At 60.2% G+C, this 21,833-nt stretch carries 11 protein-coding genes and 1 pseudogene; 9 read left to right on the top strand and 3 right to left on the bottom strand.

Going from position 1 to position 21,833, the window contains the following annotated elements:
- Positions 1-79: 79 nt before the first annotated feature.
- Positions 80-1,291 carry a pyridoxal phosphate-dependent aminotransferase gene (locus ACQZ2L_RS11385; protein ID WP_101321553.1) on the bottom strand — a complete coding sequence of 404 codons (1,212 nt, stop codon included), beginning with the start codon at positions 1,289-1,291 and terminating at the stop codon, positions 80-82.
- A gap of 169 nt (positions 1,292-1,460) precedes the next feature.
- Between ACQZ2L_RS11385 and msrB the strand changes: the two genes are divergently transcribed.
- Positions 1,461-1,856 (top strand): peptide-methionine (R)-S-oxide reductase MsrB, encoded by a 396-nt coding sequence (gene msrB / locus ACQZ2L_RS11380; RefSeq protein WP_101321551.1) that lies wholly within the window; start codon positions 1,461-1,463, stop codon positions 1,854-1,856.
- A gap of 13 nt (positions 1,857-1,869) precedes the next feature.
- Positions 1,870-2,358, top strand: coding sequence for a glutathione peroxidase (locus ACQZ2L_RS11375; protein WP_430326112.1), 489 nt, complete (start codon positions 1,870-1,872; stop codon positions 2,356-2,358).
- Here ACQZ2L_RS11375 and ACQZ2L_RS11370 read toward each other — a convergent pair.
- Positions 2,348-4,704, bottom strand: a pseudogene (locus ACQZ2L_RS11370) (response regulator). The gene ACQZ2L_RS11375 and the pseudogene ACQZ2L_RS11370 sit on opposite strands and share 11 nt — an antisense overlap.
- Before the next feature lie 77 nt (positions 4,705-4,781).
- On the opposite strand from ACQZ2L_RS11370, the gene ACQZ2L_RS11365 reads away from it, so the two are divergent.
- From ACQZ2L_RS11365 to ACQZ2L_RS11350, 4 genes are all read left to right on the top strand, one after another.
- Positions 4,782-5,669, top strand: a complete 888-nt coding sequence (locus tag ACQZ2L_RS11365) for an ATP-binding protein (protein ID WP_103438142.1) — start codon at positions 4,782-4,784, stop codon at positions 5,667-5,669.
- Position 5,670: 1 nt separating this feature from the next.
- The gene (locus ACQZ2L_RS11360) at positions 5,671-6,162 is read left to right on the top strand and encodes a GAF domain-containing protein (RefSeq protein ID WP_430326111.1); all 492 of its coding nucleotides are present in this window, start codon (positions 5,671-5,673) and stop codon (positions 6,160-6,162) included.
- A 172-nt stretch (positions 6,163-6,334) separates the two neighbouring features.
- Positions 6,335-8,251 (top strand): hypothetical protein, encoded by a 1,917-nt coding sequence (locus tag ACQZ2L_RS11355; RefSeq protein WP_430326110.1) that lies wholly within the window; start codon positions 6,335-6,337, stop codon positions 8,249-8,251.
- A gap of 99 nt (positions 8,252-8,350) precedes the next feature.
- Complete coding sequence (locus tag ACQZ2L_RS11350; RefSeq protein WP_430326109.1) at positions 8,351-10,267, top strand: hypothetical protein; 1,917 nt, start codon at positions 8,351-8,353, stop codon at positions 10,265-10,267.
- Between the two features lie 342 nt (positions 10,268-10,609).
- On the opposite strand, the gene ACQZ2L_RS11345 is transcribed toward ACQZ2L_RS11350, so the two are convergent.
- Positions 10,610-12,874: an autotransporter outer membrane beta-barrel domain-containing protein gene (locus tag ACQZ2L_RS11345; protein WP_430326108.1), complete on the bottom strand. Its 2,265-nt coding sequence runs from the start codon at positions 12,872-12,874 to the stop codon at positions 10,610-10,612.
- A 365-nt stretch (positions 12,875-13,239) separates the two neighbouring features.
- Between ACQZ2L_RS11345 and ACQZ2L_RS11340 the strand changes: the two genes are divergently transcribed.
- The 3 genes from ACQZ2L_RS11340 (at position 13,240) to ACQZ2L_RS11330 (ending at position 21,784) form a co-directional block, all read left to right on the top strand.
- Entirely contained in the window at positions 13,240-18,423 is a 5,184-nt protein-coding gene (locus ACQZ2L_RS11340) for an Ig-like domain-containing protein (RefSeq protein ID WP_430326107.1), read from the top strand.
- Between the two features lie 41 nt (positions 18,424-18,464).
- Positions 18,465-19,457, top strand: a complete 993-nt coding sequence (locus ACQZ2L_RS11335; RefSeq protein WP_430326106.1) for a hypothetical protein — start codon at positions 18,465-18,467, stop codon at positions 19,455-19,457.
- Positions 19,458-19,600: 143 nt separating this feature from the next.
- Positions 19,601-21,784, top strand: coding sequence for a hypothetical protein (locus ACQZ2L_RS11330; RefSeq protein ID WP_430326105.1), 2,184 nt, complete (start codon positions 19,601-19,603; stop codon positions 21,782-21,784).
- Positions 21,785-21,833: the final 49 nt, after the last annotated feature.

Genomic DNA, 21,833 nt, shown 5'->3' with positions numbered 1-21,833 from the left:
GAGAGCGTTGCAGGATGTAAGGGGAATTCCGCACCCGTAGACGGGACCGCAGCGCGGCCCCGTCATGCTCACGGCTGGATCACTGCTGGTAGGTGCGCAGGAAGTTGCCAATGCGGCCGATGGCCTGCTCCAGGTCATCCACACGCGGCAGCGTAACTACCCGGAAGTGGTCCGGCCACGGCCAGTTGAAGGCAGTACCCTGGACGATCAGCAGCTTCTCGGAGAGCAGCAGGTCGAGGGCAAACTTCTCGTCGTTGAGGATCGGGCAAACCTTCGGGTCGATCCGCGGGAAGGCATACAGCGCGCCCATCGGCTTGACGCAACTGACGCCAGGGATGTCGTTGAGCAGCTCGTAGGTACGGTTGCGCTGCTCGAGCAGGCGGCCTGGCGGCAGGATCAGGTCATTGATGCTCTGGTACCCACCCAAGGCGGTCTGGATCGCATGCTGGGCCGGTACGTTGGCGCACAGGCGCATGTTGGCCAGCATGTCGATGCCTTCGATGTAGCTCTGGGCGTTGTGCTTGGGCCCGGAGATGATCAGCCAGCCGGAGCGGAAGCCCGCTACCCGGTACGACTTGGACAGGCCATTGAAGGTCAGGCAGAGCAGGTCCGGGGCGAGCGCGGCGGTGCTGATGTGCACGGCTTCGTCGTAGAGGATCTTGTCGTAGATCTCGTCGGAGAACACCACCAGGTTGTGCTGGCGAGCCAGTTCGAGCATGCCCAGCAGCATCTCTTTGGAGTACACCGCGCCGGTTGGGTTGTTCGGGTTGATGATCACCAGCGCTTTGGTATTGGGGGTGATCTTGGCCTTGATGTCGGCGAGGTCGGGGAACCAGTCAGCCTGCTCGTCGCACAGGTAATGCACCGGGTTGCCGCCGGCCAGGCTCACTGCGGCGGTCCACAGCGGGTAGTCCGGCGCCGGGATGAGCACTTCGTCGCCATTGTTGAGCAACGCCTGCATCGACATCACGATCAGCTCGGAAACACCGTTGCCAAGGTAGATGTCCTCGATGGTGACACCTTCGATCTCTTTTTGCTGGCAGTACTGCATGACTGCCTTGCGCGCGCTGAACAGGCCTTTGGAGTCGCTGTAGCCCTGGGCGGTCGGCAGATTGCGGATCACGTCCTGGAGGATTTCATCCGGCGCCTCGAAGCCAAACGGCGCCGGGTTGCCGATGTTCAGCTTGAGGATGCGGTGGCCTTCCTCTTCCAGGCGTTTGGCGTGCTTGAGCACAGGGCCGCGAATGTCGTAGCAGACATTGGCGAGCTTGTTCGATTTGCTGAACTGCATGATGTGATCCCGATTGAGAAGTCGCGGACGCGTCGCCGTCGAAAGGTTTGTAAGGGCGCGGCGCGGGTGCCAGACTTGGAGCCTTGCGCACGAAGCCAACTAATATACGTGCCACCCGCGCCGTGGAAAAGCCGGTGCGAGGTGAAATTCAGCCTGCCGAGGTGACAACATGCAAAAGATCGACAAAACCCTGGATGAATGGCGCGCCATGCTCGACCCCGAGCAGTATCAGGTGTGTCGCCTGAAAGGCACCGAGCGCCCGTTCAGCGGCAAGTACAACAGCCACAAGGCCGACGGTGTGTACACCTGCATTTGCTGCAATGCCGACCTGTTCGACTCCACCACCAAGTTCGACTCCGGCTGCGGCTGGCCAAGCTTCTATGCACCGATCGCCGACAGCGCGATGATCGAGATTCGTGATACGACCCACGGCATGATCCGCACCGAAGTCACCTGCGCCCAGTGCGACGCGCACCTGGGCCATGTGTTCCCCGATGGCCCGCCACCGACCGGGCTGCGCTACTGCATCAACTCGGTGTGCCTGGACTTCAAGCCGCGTGACTGATCGGAGAGCGACCATGGACGATTCTTTGCTGAGCATCCCCTGCGTGACCTTGAGCGGCGAGCACAAGGTACTTGGCGACTTCGCTGGCAAGGCGCTGCTGGTGGTCAACACCGCCAGCCAGTGCGGCTTTACCCCGCAGTATCAGGGTCTGGAACAGCTATGGCGCGACTATCGCGGGCAGGGCCTGGTGGTGCTGGGCTTTCCCTGCAATCAGTTCGGCAAGCAGGAGCCTGGCGATGCCCGCGAAATCGCCTCGTTCTGCGAAGCACGCTTTGGTGTCAGCTTCCCGTTGATGCGCAAGATCGACGTCAACGGCCCAGGGACTCATCCGCTGTTCGTCGAGCTGAAAAAACGCGCGCCGGGCCTGCTTGGCACCGAGAAGGTCAAGTGGAACTTCACCAAGTTCCTGCTCGACCCGGTCAGCGGCAAGGTCACCCGTTTTGCCCCAACGACTAAACCGCAGGCGTTGCAGGCTGCGGTGGAGAAGCTGCTCAACCGTTGAGCGGCACCCAGTGCTCGATCAGGGCGAGCAGGTCTTCGCGGCGAAACGGTTTGGCCAGGTAGTCATCCATGCCGGCGGCGCGGCAGCGTTCGCGCTCTTCCGGCATGGCATTGGCGGTCAGGGCAACGATAGGTAATTGCGGCCAGCGGCCGCTCTGGCGAATCCGCCGGCTGGCCTCATAGCCGTCCATGACCGGCATGTTGCAGTCCATGAAGACCATGTCGACGGTTTCCCGCTCGAGCATTTCCAGGGCTTCAGCGCCCTGGCTGGCGATCAGCACCTGGCAGCCGAGCTTGCCCAGCATGCCTTTGGCCACCAGCTGATTGACCGGGTTGTCCTCAACCAGCAGCACCCGTGCGCGGTGTTTTTGCTCGCTAGACGATGCCTGCGTCGGCCCGATGTTGCTCTGTTCGCCCTGAAGCAACCGCCGTAGCGTCTGATAAAGCACGTTGCGCGCCAGCGGTCGAGCCAGCTGTACCAGTGGAGCCAACTCGGCGGCGCGCTCGCTGGGGAGGAAATTGCCGTAGGCGGTGACCAGCAGGATCGGTGTGGTGAACTGCGGGCGCAGCGCGAGCAGTTGCTCGAGGTCATCGGTGACCAATAACTCGAAGTCACCTGGCTGCAGGGTACTGCTGCCCTCGTGGTGCTGATAGCTCAGGCCCCAGCCAGGCAGGTTGCTGCTCAGCAGCTCGGCCATGCCACTGCCGGCCTTGCTGAGGATCACCACGCGCCCACGCAGCGGCGCGGCGGGGATCGCTTCGGTGTGGGTCAGCAGCGGCAGGTCGGCGCTGAAACGGCTGCCAAAGCCTGCGGCTGACTGGATATGCAGGTGGCCTTGCATGGCTTTGCACAGGTTGCGCGTCAGGGCCAGGCCCAGGCCGGTACCGCCGTACTGGCGGGTGATGCCGGCACCGGCCTGGGTGAACGGCTGAAAGATCCGTGCCTGGGCTTCTTCAGGGATGCCGATGCCGGTGTCGCAGACTTCCAGGCGCACGCCGCCGACAATCGGCGACAGGCGCACATCGACACGGCCAAAGCGGGTGAACTTGAGCGCATTGGACAGCAGATTGCTGACGATCTGGCGGACCCGGGTCGGGTCGCCGAGCACCGTGGTGGGAAATTGGCTGGCAATCAGGCAAGTCAGCTCGACGTTGGCCGCAGCGTTCTGCGACAGCAGGTTGGCGGTGTCTTCGACCATCGCGCCAAGATCGAACGGGATACGCTCCAGCTCCAGCTGGCCGGCGTCGAATTTGGACAGGTCGAGGATATCGTTGAGCAGCTCGACCAGCACCTTGCCCGAATCATGGGCGATCGACAGCTGTTGGCGCTGCTCGGCCGGCAGGCCGCTGTCCAGGGCTAGCGAGATCATGCCGAGCATGCCGTTCAGCGGGGTGCGGATCTCGTGGCTCATGTTGGCCAGAAACGCCGCGCGGGCCTGGGCCATTTCCAAAGCGCGGCGGCGTGCTTCTTCAAGGTCCTGGTTGGTCTGGCTGAGGCGATCATTGCTCGCCCTGAGCTCGTCGGTACGGGCCGAGACGCGGTCTTCCAGCTCGTTGAGGTAGTCGGTCAGGCGGTTTTCCGCGGCGCGGCGCTGCTGGATCTCGGTGGCCATGCTGACGAACTGCCGATTGGCCACCTTGACCAGCACGCCGATTTCATCCGACTCGTGCCCGGGTGGACACTCCACACGGGTCTGCTGCGGCTGGCGCGGGTCGCTCTTGCTCAGCGCGGCTATCACCGTCACCAACGGCTTGGTCAGCATCATGTAGAACAGGCCGAGGAGGATGCCGGTCAGTATCAGGCTGCGGGTAAAGCCGTTGAGCAGGGTGACCCAGGCGCGTTCGAGAAAGCGCCCACCAAAGGTGTAGGTGTCGACGTCCAGGTACAGCGTGCCGAGGTAGTCCTTGGGCATCTGTGCCAGATACAGGCGCTCTTGAAACTGGCGTTGCTCGCCGAACAGAAAGTCGCTCAGGAGCCGGTAGCGGTCTTCCAGGCGCGGGCGCTGCACATCGGCCAGCACCGTGTCGTTGTTGTCGATCAGCCGCGCGCGGATCACCGCCGGCGATTGCAGCAGGCCGCCAGTCAGCTCCTGGGCAAGCTCGGTGTCGATGTTGTAGGCGATGCGCGAGGCGGGGTTGTGGCTGATTTGCAGCAATGCCTGCACTTCGCGGTTGATAGACGCGTCTTCGCTGGCATAATCGATACCGATCTGGATGAGACTGAGCAATGTTCCCAGTATGAAGCCGACCAGGACAGTCAGCCGGGCTTGCTTGTAAGACAGACGATTGGTGAACTTTATATCCATGGATCCCAAACCGGTTTCGCGCTCCTGCGCTGCGCAAGCATAGCCGATCAACCTCGGCAGCTGGTGGGTCTGTCAAACATTCAGCCTTTCCCTGCATCCGTTTTAACCAGGAGTCACCATGGACCCCCGCCTCACCGCCTTTCTCGAGCGCGCCGAATCGGTGCTCGCCCGGCTTGAACCGCTGCTGCCCGCGCTGCGCCCCCAGATCGACTGGGACACTACCCTGGCTGCCCGCTGGCAGCGCGATGGCCGCAGCGGCTATCTGATGCCGCTGGAGGTCAGCCTGGACATGCGCCTGTCCGACCTTATCGGGGTCGACAAGCAGCGCGACCAGCTGGGCCGCAACACCCATCAATTCATCAACGGCCTGCCGGCCAACCACGCCCTGCTGTGGGGCTCGCGTGGCACCGGCAAGTCGTCGCTGGTGCGCGCCTTGCTCGCCGAGCACGCTGGTGCCGGTTTGCGCCTGATCGAGATCGAACGCGATCATCTGGCCGACCTGCCGCGGGTGGTCGAGCAGTTGAGCAAGCTCAAGCAGCGCTTCGTGCTGTTTTGCGATGACCTCTCGTTCGAAGCGGGCGAGGGCGACTACCGCGTGCTCAAGAGCGTGCTCGATGGCTCGCTGGAGCAGGCGCCGGACAACGTCCTGCTGTACGCCACCTCCAACCGCCGTCACCTGGTGCCGGAGAAGCAGAGCGACAACGAAAACTGGAAGATGGTCGACGGCGAGCTGCACCCCAACGAAGCCGTCGAAGACAAAATCGCCTTGTCTGACCGCTTCGGCCTGTGGCTATCGTTCTACCCCTTCACTCAGGAGCACTTCCTCGACGTGGTCGAGCACTGGATTGGCCAACTGGCCAGTACTGCCGGGTTGCAATGGCAGCGCGACGAAGCCCTGGAAATTCTCGCCGTGCGCTGGGCAACCGGGCGCGGTAATCGTAACGGCCGCTGTGCCTATCAGTTCGCCCGTTACTGGGTCGGCCTGCAATTGCTGGAGCAAAACTGAAATGATCGACCTCAATGCCAGTGGCGCAGGCCTGGACGGCTACCACCTGCTGGCCGCGCAAGTGCAGGCGCTGTTTGCCGATGAGCGTGACTTCATCGCCAACGCCGCGCAGTTCTCGGCGTTTCTTTACAGCCAGCTGGATGACCTGAACTGGGCCGGCTTCTATATCAACCGCAGTGAGGAGCTGGTGCTCGGCCCGTTCCAGGGCCAGGTAGCCTGCGTGCGCATCCCCTTCGGCAAGGGCGTGTGTGGCGCGGCGGCAGCCAGCCGCCAGACTCAGCGGGTGGAAGACGTGCATGCCTTCCCTGGGCACATCGCCTGTGACAGCGCTTCGGAAAGTGAGCTGGTGATCCCACTGGTGAAGGACGGCAGGCTGGTTGGCGTGCTCGACCTCGACAGCCCCAGGCTTGCGCGTTTCAGTGAGGCCGATCAGGTCGGGCTGGAGCGGTTGGCGGCGATCTTTCTCGAGCTGACCGACTGCTCGGCAGTCTGAGCGGGCGGCAATTCTTTCTGCTTGAATCCACGGGCCCTTCGGGGCCTGTTGTTTTGTCTACCTAGCATTTCTGCCAGTTTTCAACACATTCCCTTGGGCGTTCAATGAAGGCACTTGGCGGGCCGCAATGTTGCTGCCCCCATCACCTTTCATACGATCCCAGGGGACGTGCATGAGCGCGCTGAAATTCGCCGTTATGTGGCCTACGCATTTCAGCTTTCCAGAACCTACGGTGCCCGCGATCGTGCGTGACGAGAGTGGCGCTGAAAACCCGCAAGGGATCATTGCGGTAGCCGCGCTAAAGGACGATTTACAGGTTATCGTTCCGGCGTGGGAGTTTTCGCAGAACCCGGTGTACGCCGACGTGCTGGAGCTGGGCTGGCGTCCTGATGGAGCAGACTTCGTCACTGTCGCCAGGCAGGAATTCTGGCCACCGATCGACCCTGGCGACAAAGCCCTCAAAGTGCCCAGCGACCTACTGAATGAGGGGGTGTACGCACTTTCCTATAGAGTTACACGGACCAACAACTCGACCGAATCGGTGATCAAACTGATAACGGTCGACCGTACACCGCCAGGCGAAAACCAAAGGTTGCAGCCGGGGCTGTTTCCGCAGGAGCTGGGTGGTGTCATCAGCGACGATTATCTCACTCAGCATGGTGAGGTATCCGTGCAGGTGCCCGACTACCGGGGAATGCGCGGGTTCGATAAAGCCGTTTACTATTGGTCAGAGCAGGATCCGCTGCCCGACAATCTGCCGTCGGCGGGCGAGCGCATATTCACTCAAGCGGAAATCGACTCCAGACAGCTGTTCGTCGTCCTGACCGATTCGCAAATACGCGCCGGTGGCGTCGGCATTCGCTACTTCTTCTATCGGTTGTACGACATAGCGGGTAACGAGAGCGCACTGGCCTTCGGTTCGCCGATCCAGGTCGACCTGCTGCCGTTGCCAAGCAACTTGCCGCCAGCGCGTATCCCGCTGTCGTCCCGTGGCCTGATCGACCGCGAGCATGCCCGCGAGGGTGCGACGGATCAACAGGGTGTCACCGTTGAAATCGACGAGTATGAAAACGCCGACGCAGCGCATTTCATCGAGATCCTGTGGTCTGGGCAGACCCTGCGCGAGTTCGCCGTTGATCCGGGCGCTTTTCCCTTGCAGGCCTACGTGCCGTGGCGCGATCTGGTAGCCGCTGGCCTGGGCCCAGACATTGCGCGGGTGACCTACCGTGTGCGTTACGGCAGTAATTATTCGCCTGCGGCTGCTGAAGCTACCGCACCGTTCGATTTCACCCTTGCCGGGCAGGATCATGCCAACGCGCCAGCTGTGCTCAATCTCACCCTCGCCATGCTCGACGTGCGCGGCGCCAAGTCGGATCTGCCTGACGAACTGACTGCTGCAGACGAAGGCCTGGACGCGCGAGTCCTGTTGAACCTGTTCGAGGATCCGCAGCCTGGCGATCAGCTGGATCTCTACTGGGGAGCAGTGGCCGAGGTCGCGGCGCATTACCAGGTGCAGCCAGGCGATGCCGCAGGCAAGCCGCTTGAGCTCGCGGTGCCATGGCGCATCATCGAGCAAGACAAGAACAACGCGGCGCTGCCGGTGTACTACACCACCAGTAACGGGGTGAACCAGCAGCGGGCTGCGAGCACGCCAGTGCGCGTGGATATCGTGCCGATTCAAGGCCTGCCGGCACCAGACATTCCTCAGGCTGATGCCTCAGGCTATCTCAATTGCGGCACCAAACCGCCGATCTGGGAGGGGGTCACAATCACCGTGCAAGGGAACGAGAACTTCGCCCAAGGCGACACCGTGATCGTCGATTGGCTGGGCTACGAAGACCTTGGTGGCACGCAGCCGCTGCCAGACACCGCATTCAGCGCGACTCGCTACCTGACCCAAACCGAAGCCGAACACGGCTTCGAGGTCACGGTATTGCCCTACGACCAGCACATCGAGCCGATGGCCAAGAAGGCATCCGCTGTCATCAGCTATGAACTGTTCAAATTAGCCGGAGGTTATGGCAAGTCGCAACGCGCGTTGTTCTATATCGACCGCACGTTATCGAGCGGCGAACTGTGTAAACCGTAAGTCGTTTAAACCCTGATGGACAGTTGCAACGTTATCAGTTGCACGGGTTCGTGCGGCCTGGATTCAGGCCGAAAAACAATTGACTGTGAGGAATGCACAATGGCCAGCAATAAAACGAAGACACCTGCGCAAGCGGCGAGAGCGGCAGCGCGCCAGTTTAAACAGCCTGGGCTGCTTAAACTGGATACTCCGACATTCAGCAGCAAGAATCCCCTGCTGCCGGATACGGCTGACGATGAGCCGAATCAGCTTCACAAGGATCTGCGCGGCAAGGATCTGACTATTGATATCAATCAGTTTGATGAGGGTGGCGCAGGTAGATCGGTAGTCCTCAAGCTCTTCTTGAACGGCGAAAATGTCGTTGAAACGCCGATATTGACCACGCCGATCCGCTTCCCGGTGGAACTGGAAGTGCCGGGTAGGTCAATCGCGTTACAAGGAGGCTATACACTTGACTACGAAGTGAATATTCAAGGTAACGAAACGTCCTCTGATACCCTATTCTTTAATATTGATACCACGCCCCCCAATGGAGATAGACCTGGCGCTGCGGTCACTCTGCCTGCGGATGTCGAGAGAGAGGGTATTACCAGAGAATACCTGGATGCCAACGGTGGTAAAGTCCAAGTCACTGTTCCGGGCGACTATTTCGACGCCAAAATCGATGATAAGGTGGTTCTCAAGTTTGGCACGTCCTTACCATTGGCTGTCGAGGTCGATACCTTCCCGCGCACCAATCTTGCCGATCCCATTGTGCTTGAGTTGGAACAGGCGGATATCAAGCAATCGGGATTGCATTCATTTTGGTACACACTCATTGACCGCAAGGGCAATCAAGGGCCAACCTCTGCTGACAAGGTTGTATTAGTCAGCTTGACTCCAGCACCCTCGGGTTTGCTGCCGCCCCAGGTGCCACTGGCCGACGATGGCCTTATTGACTATGCCGATGTAGTTGAAGGCGTCAAAGTTCATATTCAGCCCTACACCAATTGGTTCGCCAACGACCTGGTAATCGTGACGTTCGATGGCACCGATCACGCGCCGCAGCAAATGCCCCAGAACGGTGCTTCGGTTAGTCTCCCCTATTCATTGATTTTCAGCGGGGATCCTGGCCTGAAGAGTTCCAAGGTCACCTACAGGATCGAACGCAATGGGCGTCCTTATCCTGAGCTCACCGGAGTTGATTTCGAGGTGGACCTGCGCGTGCCAGGTCCTAATCCGGAGGATCCGCCAGGAAGCGTTCACCCTGGTCTCACAATCCCTACCATCAAGGGTGCGGTATCCACGACAGACAACGTGTTGACTCTGGAGGATGCCGACCAGGACGTGACCGCCACTGCGCTTATCTATAACAATTTCGCGCCGGGGGAGTACGCACAGTTGTACTGGAATGGAGTTGAGGTGCCTGGGCCTGGGGGGAGGTATGACGTGCAGGGTAGCGAAGCGTCAGGCTTCAAGATGCCTTTCGTCATTCCATGGGATAGCGTCAGGGAGGCCGGTAATGGCCGTGCGATCCCGGTCCATTACATCGTCGGCCATGCGCTCAACGACAACATCTATCACTCTGCCGCCCAGCCCGTGGATGTCTCAGGTGTCGAGATCGTGCTGGCGGAGCCGCAGTTCTTGAATCTCGATCCTAGATTCAATGTGCTCAATTGCCCATCGCTGCGCGTACACGAAGGTGCGTTGGTGGCAGAAATTGAAGTTCCCGGGGATGACCGGCTTGCCAGCAAGAAACTGACCTTTTTCTATCAAGGTTGGAGTGATGCGTTGGGAACTGTACCGATTGCTGATACTGACACGAGCTTCGAGTACACGCCCAGCCAGGCTGAGGCAGAAAACGGGTTTGTGGTGCGCCTGCCGTACCTGGGCGCGTTGGCAAGGACCCTACAGGACTATGGCAGTATTCACTTTACAGTCCTGCTGGAGGGGGAGACCACTGAGGCGACATCGGAGCGCCACTTGGTGGACGTTGAAGTGCGGCGCCCCGGCGGCCTGGCCTGCGAACTGCCTTGAAGCAAAGGGCCTGATTGACCGGCTACTCGGATGATCAGGTCCTGACGCTGTAAAGTGGAGCCATGCAGGCTGTGTGAAATTTGGCAATCTGCTCGGCTTCCCAACAGTGCTCCGTCTCGAATGAGAGGGAGCATTTCTCGTTAAAGGTCGCATGGCAGGAGATGGCCGCGTGCGTAGATGACCCAGACTAGCGACTACAAGTGCTTCGAAACATACGGCTGACGGGCTGAAGCTGGAAGACTAACGCTAAAGCAAACGCCCCGAACTCTTCGAGGCGTTTGTTTGAAGGGCTGTCAGTGGTTTGTCATTAACGTCCACTATTTCTTTTCGTGGCAGACAGCATCAGAACGCATAGCGCAGCCCGATATTGGCGCCGTACGGCTGCTCGATATGCTCGCCATTGGCATACTCAAGGTCCACATGGACCTGCAATCCCCCCGCCATCTGCAGCGCGACCCCGGCGCCCAGTTCAGCCCGCGAACCCGACAGGTCGTTGTTGAACCGGTTGTTGTTCACCTGCACGTCATTGCCTTTGGCAAACTCGTGCGCCCAGGCTGCACGCAGATAGGGTTGCAGCTTGTTGCCGCCTTTCAGGTCGAAGGTTCGGCCGCCGGTGACACCGGCTTTGCCCAACAGTGAACGGGTACGGTCGCCGTCGGCCTCGAGGTCATTGCTCAAGCGGAAGTCCTTGCCCTGGATCACCACGGCCGACCACTGGGTGAAGGGCTCGACGAAGTAGCCGTCAGCCAATGCCAGGTGACGACCGAACTCAGCAGAAACACCCAGGCCGAGGTTGTCGTAATCACCCTTGGCGTGGCTGCCGTCGTTGATTGCCACTTTGGCTTTGTTCTGGAAGCGGTTGAACTTGGCCACCCCGTCGAAGTAGTAGCCGGACTCGGGGTCGAGCCAGGTGGTATAGCCACCCAGGTAGTAGCTGTCGATGGTGCCGGAGGTGCCTTCGTTCAGGTCCAGGTCCGACTTGCTGTAGCCCAGCAGGCCACCGGCCAGCCATTGGCCGTCGCCCCAGGGCAGGCGTGCATCAGCACCTAATGAGACACCATGCTGGTTCTGCTGGTAACCGGTACCGCTGCCATCGGCGACGTTGTAGCGGTTGCCGTAGGTGCGCATCCACACGCCGGTCTGGCCACCGTTCAAGCGCAGCTCACCCATGCGGCTGCGCAGTGAGGTCATCTCGCCATACCAGACCGTCGGCGCAGTGTTGAACAACGCCATGACCGAGCGGGTGCCGGGGCTTATGACTTTGGTCGCCGGGTCGAGGAACCACTCGGTGCCGCCGCTGCCATCTTCTCGGGCGCTCAGCTCGTACGCCCAGGCGCCGACCGCGACTGGCCTGCCGTTGTACAGGCTGAAGTTGGCGTCGCCGGCGTGAGTGCTCACCAGGGTCAGTTGTTCGGGCGAAGTCGGGTCTTTACCGGCGTCAGTTACCAGCAACTGATGGTTGCCAGTAGCGGTGCCGGTCACTACCAGCTTGTCGTGCGCATTGCTGGCGAAGTCGACGTTCATGGCGAACACGCCGGAGCCTGACAGCTTGTCCACATTGAGGGTGTAGAACTGGCCGCCGCTGCCCATGTTGACGGTGCCGTCGTTCAGGCTGAGGGTGCCGAGCCGGGTGTCCTCGGCCATGCTGTAGCTGGATTGGCCAGCGATTTCCAGGCTGTCGGCATTCACCAGCCGGCCGCTGAAGCGCGATCCGTCCTGCAGGCTCAGGGCGCCCTTGCCACCGCTGTCGATGACGAAGTCGCCATCCCAGCGCGACCGCTCCAGGGTCAGGTCAGCGCGACTGTCAGCGTCCACCCGGACATCGCCTTGCAGGTCTACCTGGAACCTGGCCGTGGCGCTGGACGCGTCACGCACTTGCAGCAGTACGCCATCGGCGCCGATCAGACGTGCACCATTGCGCAGCAGGATGTTGGCTTGAGCGCCTTCATCCACCAGCAGCGCAGGCCCTTCGCGGCCCTCTACACGGGTACCGTCGAGGGTCAGGGTACTGTTGGTCAGGTCATCGGGATCGCGCAGCAGGCGGATGCCACTGCTGCCACCGCTAATGCTGCTGCCCTGCGCCTGCAGCTCACCGCCGCGCAGCTGGACGCCGACGCTTTCGGCCTCGGTGCCGATAATGTCGGTATTGGTCATCACCAGTCTGCTGCCGCCGGTGACCTGCGCGCCAATTTGGCCGCCGCTGACCAGGCTGTTGCCTATCTGCACCAGAGAGCCGCCTGTACCGCCGATCGTGCGATTGACCGACAGCGCCAGCCTGTCGCTGGTGATCGACGAGTCGTTGATGTTCGCCGTGCTCTCATTGACCGTCAGGCCGGTGGACCTCCCGCCCTCGACGGCGCTGCCGGTCATTTGCAGGCTTGATCCCAAGGTGATGTTGCTTGAGCGAAGGCTCGCACCCTCAGCGATAAGAGCGCTGCCGTTGCGCACGGAGTAGCCCTCAGTCGGCGTGTCGGCATCGATGGTCAGCGTGTCGCCGTTATCGACGATTGCGGCATGCGCCACCGGGCCGCTGAAGAGCAGGGGCAACATTGCCAGATATACGGTTTTTTTGGCACGGGCATGGGGAGGGGCGGTCAGCGCTTTCATCGATATCGGTACTCCAGGGGGCGTGTCGAGTGCGCGCATTAAACTGGACAATGGCCGATCGTTATGTAGGAAAAGTCAGCAGTTATCTCTGTAGTTTTCCGCTGAAGTCAGGCTAAGGGAAGCTCGACAGTGGGATGCGCGCGTCGTGGGGCACGTGTGATGGTAGGGCATATATATAGACGGGCCACCTGACATATTTACCAGTTGACAGTGCACTAAGTTCATGTGCTCGGGAAGTTACCTGGTAATTCTGCTAGTTGGAAAAACAATGGTAAGAGCGTTCACTGAAAGGCACTTTACGGGGCAAGTTAACCCGCTCGAATACACGCCAGTGTGCCCCTATGTGTTGATCACCGAGGCTACCCATGACTCGCTTCTCTGCAAGACTGTTTCCCGAACTTGCCGATGGCGCCGTTCCGCTGATTCAGAGGCCTTTGCTCGTGGCTGGCATGATCACGCCGGTGGCGTCTGCTGATGGCGGGGTGAACATCACTGTTGTAAACGACGACCCCGATGGCGTACTGGCCGCTATCGATCCTTATCTCGACATGGCCGCAGGCGATCAGCTGACGGTTTATATCGAAACCAAACCCATGAACCCCATCACGGTGCAGGAGAGTGATGTGGGCAAGCGGGTATTTCTTTACCTGCCTGTCGACTGGGACGGCGTTGAATGGGTCGATGACCTTCATTTCGAAATCTTGCGCAAAGGCGCTACGGTAGTAGAGCCCTCTGCGCCCCTGAGATTGCGGGTGAAGCTCTATCGTCCCGGAGGCACCGACAAGGAGCCGCACCTGCCCGGGCACTCCGAGCTGCCGCGGCCCAAGGTTCCGCAGGATGTCATCGACAATGGCGTCACTGCAGAGTGGGCGCAGAAAGGCGTACCAGTAACCATCGACCACTACCCCGACCGAGCCGCAGAGGATGTTGTGGTGCTGAGTTGGGGTGGCGTGAAAGTACCGCGGGTGATCACGGCAGAAGAGGCCGCCGGCACCGCCCCGGTGCAGATCGATGTTGATCAGGCGGTGATTCTTGCCGCAGGCGATTCGGACGCGCTGCAACTCAGTCACTGGCCCAATGATGAGGTCTGGAACTTCGCCAGCGACCGCTCTCGCGCCACCACCATCAAAGTCGAGGCGGGGGCATGGAGGCTCGACGCGCCGATCATCAAGCAAGCGACCGACGGTGTGATAGACCTGATCGATCTCGGACCGAGTGACGTGACGGTGTCTATCCGCATCGACCAGCCGCCGATCGCCATTGGCGACAGTATCGAGTTTACCTGGGTAGGTACGCCGGCCATTGGGCCGCCGCTGGTGCACACGCAAACCTTGCGAGTGGACAGCGTGCCGCAGCTTCTCGAGGCCACGGTGCCCAACCGACTGGTGCGCAGCACTGCTCAGGGTAGCGGCGATGCGTCCTACGTACTGCGCCCGACGGACGGCACGCCGGCGCAGTCGTCGAAGCGTGCCTTTGCGCGTATCGAAGGCAACATCTATGAAGTGCCGGCACCAGTGATCCTTGAAGCGGTCGAGGGCCTGCTGGACAGTGCGATCGATTCCGCATGGGTGCTGGCGGGTCCCTATCCACGGATGGCCAGCGGTGACCTGGTCAACCTGGTGTGGCGGGGCAAGCGTGCCGATGGCACGCCTTATCTTCACGAGGATGACACAGTCGTCAGCGAAGCGCAGGTTGACCAGGCGCTGCAGTTTGCAGTCGATGGCGAGCACATTCGCGAACTGGCAGAGGGCACGCTTGAGCTGTATTACCGGGTGACCAATGACCGCGTCAGTGTTTATGACCTGCGTGAGTCCGACCGCAGCTATTACCGCGTGACCAGCATCCGCCCGACGCTGCCGGCACCTGAGGTCCTGGAGTCGGATGGCGAGGTGCTGGACCCGGCGTGGATCCAGCCCAATGGCGCCACGTTGCGGGTCGGTTATACACAAACCGCTGAAGGCGATCTGCTGACCTACCACTGGCGCAGTGTGTATCCCGCAGGCACCAGCAGCGATTGGCTGCAGATTACCCAAGGGCAGCAGGGGCGGCCGGTAAACTTTCGCATCAGCCCAGCGCTGGTGGAGGTCTCGCGTAACACCACCATCGTCGCGTTCTATACCCTCAAGCGCGAAAGCACCGGGTTGGTCGACGTGTCTGATTTTCTGGAGCTGTACATCGGTAGTCCAACTCCAGTGGCGATCACCGGAGCCGTCGACAGCTATGGTGCAGTCGCCAATGGCGGCGTTAGCGTTGATACGGCTGTAACCTTGAACGGCACCGCACGCGCCAGGTCTGGCGTCGACATGCTCGACGGCGGCGACAAGGTGGGGGACGCAGGTGCCAATGCCGAGGGCATCTGGCAATTTCCGATGACCAGCCTGCAGCCGCGTTCGTATAGCTTCACCGCCAGAGCCCGGTACGGCCAGCGCCAGGAGTCGGAGCCCTGGGCATTTACTGTGGTCGAGTACGCAGTGCCCAGTATCACTCGCATAGAGGATTCGCGGCGCGAGCTGGCCGAGGGTGCGGCGACCGTCGACACGGCGATCACTGTCAGCGGCACGGCAAGTGCAGGTTTTAGTGTCGAGGTGATGAACGGCCAGGCGCTCTGGCGAAGCGTGGTCGTCGGCCCTGACGGTTCGTGGAGCCTCGCCCGTGGTGGCTTGACCGTTCAGAGTTACGAAATCACCGCCAAGGCCGCTTACGGCGGCCGAGACGTCTCTACGCCCAGGGCTTTCCGGGTTGTCGATGAGCTGGCCCCGACCCTGGACAGCGTGCAGGACTCGCGCGGCGAACTGGCGGACGACAAGACTACCGTGGATACGCAAGTGCAGCTGGCAGGCAAGGCCAGTATCCACCAGCAGGTGGAGGTCCTCGATGGCGCGCGGGTAGTGGACACCGTCGAGGCGAATGCGACCGGCGAGTGGACCTCGACCTTGCGGGGGCTGCAGGTCGAGCGCCATGTCATCAAGGCCAGGGCACTGTACGGGGCAGGCCGGGCGTCGGGCGAACGTCGTTTCACGGTGGTCGACTACCTCTTCCCCACCATCGAAAGCGTCCGTGATTCCCGGGGCGAACTGCTCGACGGCGGTGCCACGGTCGATACCTCGCTCACTTTGACCGGCAATGCCAGTGCTAGCCAGCAAGTGGAAATCCTCGACGGCAACGACAGTCTTGGAACACCCACAGTGAACCCTGCCGGCGTGTGGTCGTTAGTCCTCGAGCGTCTGCCGGTCAAGCGCTATGGCATCACGGCCAAGGCATTGTATGGCGCAGGCGAGCAGTCGCCGGTACGTACGTTCACCATTCACGAGGAAGTCAGACCGAGTATCACCAGCGTCAGCGACATGGACGGCGACGTGGTCGAGGCGGGCACTACCGTGTACGACGACGTCGTAGTGGCGGGTCAGGCGAGCCTCAATCAGCGCATTGAGCTTTTCGAGGGCGAAGTCTCTCTCGCTGAATTGCCAGTGGATGCAAGCGGCAATTGGAGCTACGAAATGTCTGGGCTGCAGCAGCGGCGCTACAGCCTGACGGCCAAAGCACTATATGGCGGCGGCCTGGTTTCCCCTGCCCACATCTTTACGGCAGTGGGAGAGGTCGCGCCCACTATCAGTAGCATCCAGGACAGCCGGGGTGAAGTCGCCCCGGGCGGTTTCACGTTCGATGGCAGCGTGGTTGTAATAGGCGCAGCCAGTATCGGCCAGAGGGTCGAACTGTTCGATGGCGGCACCCCGAAGGACCAAGCAGCTGTTGATATGAGCGGTAATTGGAGTACCAGCGTTACCGGCTTGGGCATCGGTCAGCATGACATCAAAGCGGTGGCATTGTATGGACGCAAGCAAGACTCGGGTATACGCAGCTTCGAGGTGCGGCAGGGAGCTGCGCCACTGATTACCCACGTGTTGGACAACAAGGGCCAACCTATAGGTAATGGCGACCGTTCTTACGAGACCTCGTTCACGCTGCATGGCAGCGCACCCGCCGACACACAAGTACAGATTTTCAACAACGGCACTCCTGGCGATATCGTCTCTGCCGCAGATGGTAACTGGCAAGCGCCGCTGTCCGGCCTCGCTTTAGGTCGGCATGTATTTACTGCCAAAGGGTTGTACGGCGACGAACCTGTTTCCGCTGAGTGGATCGTCACCGTTAAAGAGCTGATTAAGCCTGTGATTACTCGCGCGGTCGACGGTAATGGCCAACCGATTGGCAATGGCGAGCGCACGTACGAGACCTCGCTCACGCTGCATGGCACAGCGCAAACCGGCATGCAGGTGCAGATTTTCAACAACGGCACTCCTGGCGAGATCGTCTCCGCCGCAGATTGTAACTGGCAGGCGCCGCTGTCTGGCCTCGCTTTAGGTCGTCATGTATTCACCGCCAAAGGGCTATACGGCGAAGAACCTGTTTCCGCTGAGTGGATCGTCACCGTTGAAGAGTTGATTATGCCTGTGATTACTCGCGCGGTCGACGGTAATGGCCAGCCGATTGGCAATGGCGAGCGCACGTACGAGACCTCGCTCACGCTGCATGGCACAGCGCAAACCGGCATGCAGGTGCAGATTTTCAACAACGGCACTCCTGGCGAGATCGTCTCCGCCGCAGATGGTAACTGGCAGGCGCCGCTGTCTGGCCTCGCTTTAGGTCGTCATGTATTCACTGCCAAAGGGCTATACGGCGAAGAACCTGTTTCCGCTGAGTGGATCGTCACCGTTGAAGAGTTGATTAAGCCTGTGATTACTCGCGCGGTCGACGGTAATGGCCAACCGATTGGCAACGGCGGCCGTACCTACGAGACCTCGCTCACGCTGCATGGCACCGCGCAAACCGGTATGCAGGTGCAAGTTCTCGATAACGGTGCCCTGCGCACAACCGTGCCTGCTCCCGCTGGCAGCTGGCAAGCCGCACTGAATGGCCTTGCTGCGGGCCGCCATGTCTTTACTGGCAAAGGTCTGTACGGCAACGAGCCGGTTTCCAATGAATGGATCGTTACTGTCGAGAACCGGCCACCCCTCCGGATCGACACCAGCCTGATGCTGCTCAACGGCAAGGTCTTCGTCGACGGCAACTCTGGCAGAGGGCCCAACCCAGCTCCGGCCAACGCGTCCCGGCAACGGGTCGCCAACGGGGGGGTACCGTCCTACACCTACTCCTCCAGCAACCCAGGAGTCGCGACCGTTGATGGCACGGGCATGGTCAGGTCCGTCAGCAACGGTAGTACCACCATCACTGTGAGGGATCAGGCGCGGCAGTCAGCCAGCTTCAGCGTAACCGTACAGGGCGTTGTGCGGATGTACCTGATGGCCTCTACGCAATACGTCGTCGACTGGGGCCAACGCATTTACATGGCGGATCTGCGAGAAGTGTTCAACCAGTACAGCGCAGGCGGTGGCTTGGCGCAATTGGGCTGGCCGGGCGGTACGTACTGGTCGAGGGATCAGCGTCTCAATGGGTTCCGGCAACAGGCAATGCACAAGGACATGAATGGTGGAGGAGAAGGATGGTCGGCACAGCTTGGGCCCTCATATCCAGGGATCAGGCTGGGCTAGCTCATGAGGTAGGTATTCATTAATCGTTAAGGAGAAACATCATGGCGACTGAAGATAAACCCGCAGGTTACGCTCCCGATGAGAGTTCAGCTGTCGGGCGCCAAGCCCCCAACGAAATCTCACACGTCAGCGACCCAAGCGATCAAGGATCCGAAGGGGGCGTGACTCCGCAGGGTGATGCACCGTTAATCCGCTTTGTCAACGACTCCTGGGGCCTTTTACCCTGGGGTGAATTTACCGTAGATAAGTCGGTCACGGTGATGGGCTGGGCGCGTAAGGGAGAGATTGAGTTGTTCGACGATGGCAAATCCATTGCCAAAGTACCTGTCAGACAAAACGGGGAATTCATCGCCTCTATTGGCGGTCTGGACGCCAGGCATCACAGCATCGTTGCCGTCAGAGTGCAGGAACCTGATGCAAAGTCGGAGGCCTACGAATTCGAGGTTGTCGAAGACTTGGGTAGGCCGCACATTCGTTTGATAACGGACGTGTACGGCACAGTGCCCTACGAGGGCGACGCGCTGTCAAAACAGATAACGGTATCAGGGACGGCAAGCACTGATGAGCAGATCGAACTGTTCGACAATGAAAAGTCGTTCATGAAGGTGACTGCTAATAGCAGCGGAGAGTGGAGCACGCCGATCAACAGTCTAGGCGATGGTCGCCACGAACTCGTAGCGGTCGGAAAGTCCGGCACCGGCCTGAAGTCGAGAGTTTACCAATTTTCAATAGCCAAGCCGCTGGGGCCCTCCATACAAATGGTGTATGACGAGCATAACAAAAACGTGCACTCAGGGGGCGTTACTTACTCTACGAAACTCAAGATATCCGGCATCTCCCACCCCAGGCAGCGGGTTGAGTTGTTCGACGGTGACACCTATCTGGATGAGATTACTACCCACTACGCCATAAACTGGTCGATAACGCTTAGCGATGTCGCCATCGGCCATCACGTCCTTAAATTGGTCGGTCGATATGCCAATGAACCGGTGTCGGATACATATAGTTTCGAAGTGCGGCAGAAAGCTCCATGACTGAGTAACTGATTAGTACGCTCTGGTTCAGGTTTTATGAACTTCCCTGATGTTTTCTCCATGGCTACAGCGTTGGCGGAGTCGCTGTAGCTGTAGAGGTGCTTCAACTTATATCTACTTACTACCGGTCAAGGAGATCGCTCATGTCGAGCAACAATCAATCGACAGATGGCACTGTCGTCGAGCCATCAGCGTTCGGGCCCTTGCTCGATGAGCTTTCCATCCCCGGTGCCACCGGCCCTGTTCCTACAGGTGAATGGGGCATCAACGTCGCCGCTGCCCGAGATAACTTCCCCGAAAAAGGGTTGCAGGTGTACGTCCCGGCCTGGTCGACCATGGGTCGTGGGGATACAGTGCGGATCCTGCTTGGAGACGACGAAGTCGATCGCAAAACCATCACCGAAGGGCTGGAGGGGCAACGCCAGATCCTGTTCGTGCCGTTCGTGAACTTGCGTAACGGCAGCGCTACGTTGACCTACAAGGTCAAGCGGCTGGGGCAGGTCGAAGAATCTGCGGCGGTAACGGACATCTTCGTCAAGCTTGACCGCCCCGGCGGGCAGGACCAGAACGGCGAGCAGCCTGGGCATTCTGAACTCACGTTCAGCCTGCCCGAGGATGTGACCAGGGACGGCGTCGACAAGGAGCGTGCAGCCAAAGGCGTGGAGGTGATCATCAAGCCGTATCCGTCCATGGCGGAGCACGACCGCATTCGCGTGACCTGGGGTGGCCAGTTTGTTTATCACACGGTGACTGCGGGTGAGGTAGGTACTGATATACCCATCCTGGTCGACGAGTCCGTCATCCTGGCAGCCGGTGATTCGAGTGAGGGTAAGCTGGCGGTAGCGTTCGAAGTCACCGATCTGGTGGACAATCGCTCTGAAGACTGGAGTGCCGAAGAGCGGGTGGTGGTCGACACCGGCAGCGCTCGACTGGATGCGGCGATCGTCAAGGAGGCCAGGAGCAATGTGCTAGACCTGGACGCACTGAACGATGCCAACGTTACCTTGCAGGTGTGGGCGGGTGGTGAGCCGTTCGCAGTAGGCGACACCGTGGTGGCCCATCTCCTCGGTGAGACCGAAGACGGTCGCGCCGTGGACCTCACCTACCGGCCAGAGCTCATTGAAGGCGTGCCTCAGGTGGTCGAGATTAGCGTGCCCAATGCCGATGTGCGGCAACTGGCCAAGACCCAGGCCAGGTTCAGCTATGAGCTGGTCAAGTCTGAGGCAGCCCGCGCGGCGATCAGCGTCGACGACCCCCAGCGCTATAGTCGCGAGCTGGCTGAGGGTGTCTACAAGTCGAAGGGGCAATTCGTCAACATCGTCGGCGAGGCGGTCCGCCTTGCCGCCCCGGTAGCGATAGATGCCGAACAGGGAACGCTTGATCCGGACCGCTCGACGACAACCGTCGAAGTACCCTGGGACAACGCGATGCAGGAAAGCGATGTAATCACGCTGGTGTGGGAAGGCAAACGGCCAGACTTTACCGATTACTACCCCGATATCGACCCCCATCACATTACCCGCGGAGAAGCTGAATTCAAGCAGGCTTTCCAGTTCACAGTCGATGGCCTGCACCTCAGGGCTATCGAGGGCGGCACGCTGGTGCTGCTTTACGTGCTGGAGCGCGATCACCAGTCGCCGCAGCGCTCAAACCGTTCAGGCATCTTGAGCGTGGGTGAGCCACGAGCCGAACTGAAAGCGCCGAGTGTGTCCCATGCTGAAAACGGGGTGCTCGATCCAGCCAAGGTACCAGTGGCGGGCACCAAGTTGGTAGTCGAAAGCTATGCACGGATTGCGGTGGATGACGAGTTGTTCTTCAGTTGGGAGGGCAAAGATGCCGAGTCTTCACTGGAGGATTCGATCAGGATTACCCATTCCAATGTTGATCGCCCATCGTTCGACCTGACGATCAGCCGGGTGCTGGTCAATGCAAACGACGGACATGAAGTGGTGGCTTCGTATTGGGTGGACAGGGCAGGGGGAGGGCAGAGTCGCTCCGACCTGTTGAAATTGCAAGTCGGTGCGCCAGTTGGCGAACTGCCCGCTCCGAGCGTGCCGCATATTGAGGATGGGGTACTGGATCCTGACAAAGTGCCAGCACAAGGAACCACATTGGTGGTCAAGACGTATGCGGGGATCAAGTTGGGCGACTGGTTGTCTTTCAGTTGGAGGGGGCAGGATGATGCGTCTTCGTTGGTCCAGTCGATCAAGATCGATGCTGACAACATCGGTCTGCCACAGTTTGAACTAGCGATCAGTAAAGCGCTGGTCAACGCAAACGACGGGCATGAGGTGGTTGCTTCGTACTCAGTGGAAAGGGCTTCTTAGAGAGGGGGTAACTGGCCACCCGCGCGGGTTGTCTCTGCCAGACCTACGC

Origin of the sequence: Pseudomonas shirazensis, from assembly GCF_050496565.1 — a bacterium.
GTDB classification, from domain to species: Bacteria; Pseudomonadota; Gammaproteobacteria; order Pseudomonadales; family Pseudomonadaceae; genus Aquipseudomonas; species Aquipseudomonas shirazensis_A.
The sequence above is the reverse complement of the archived record's forward strand: the minus strand, read 5'-3'. Positions and strand labels throughout refer to the sequence as shown.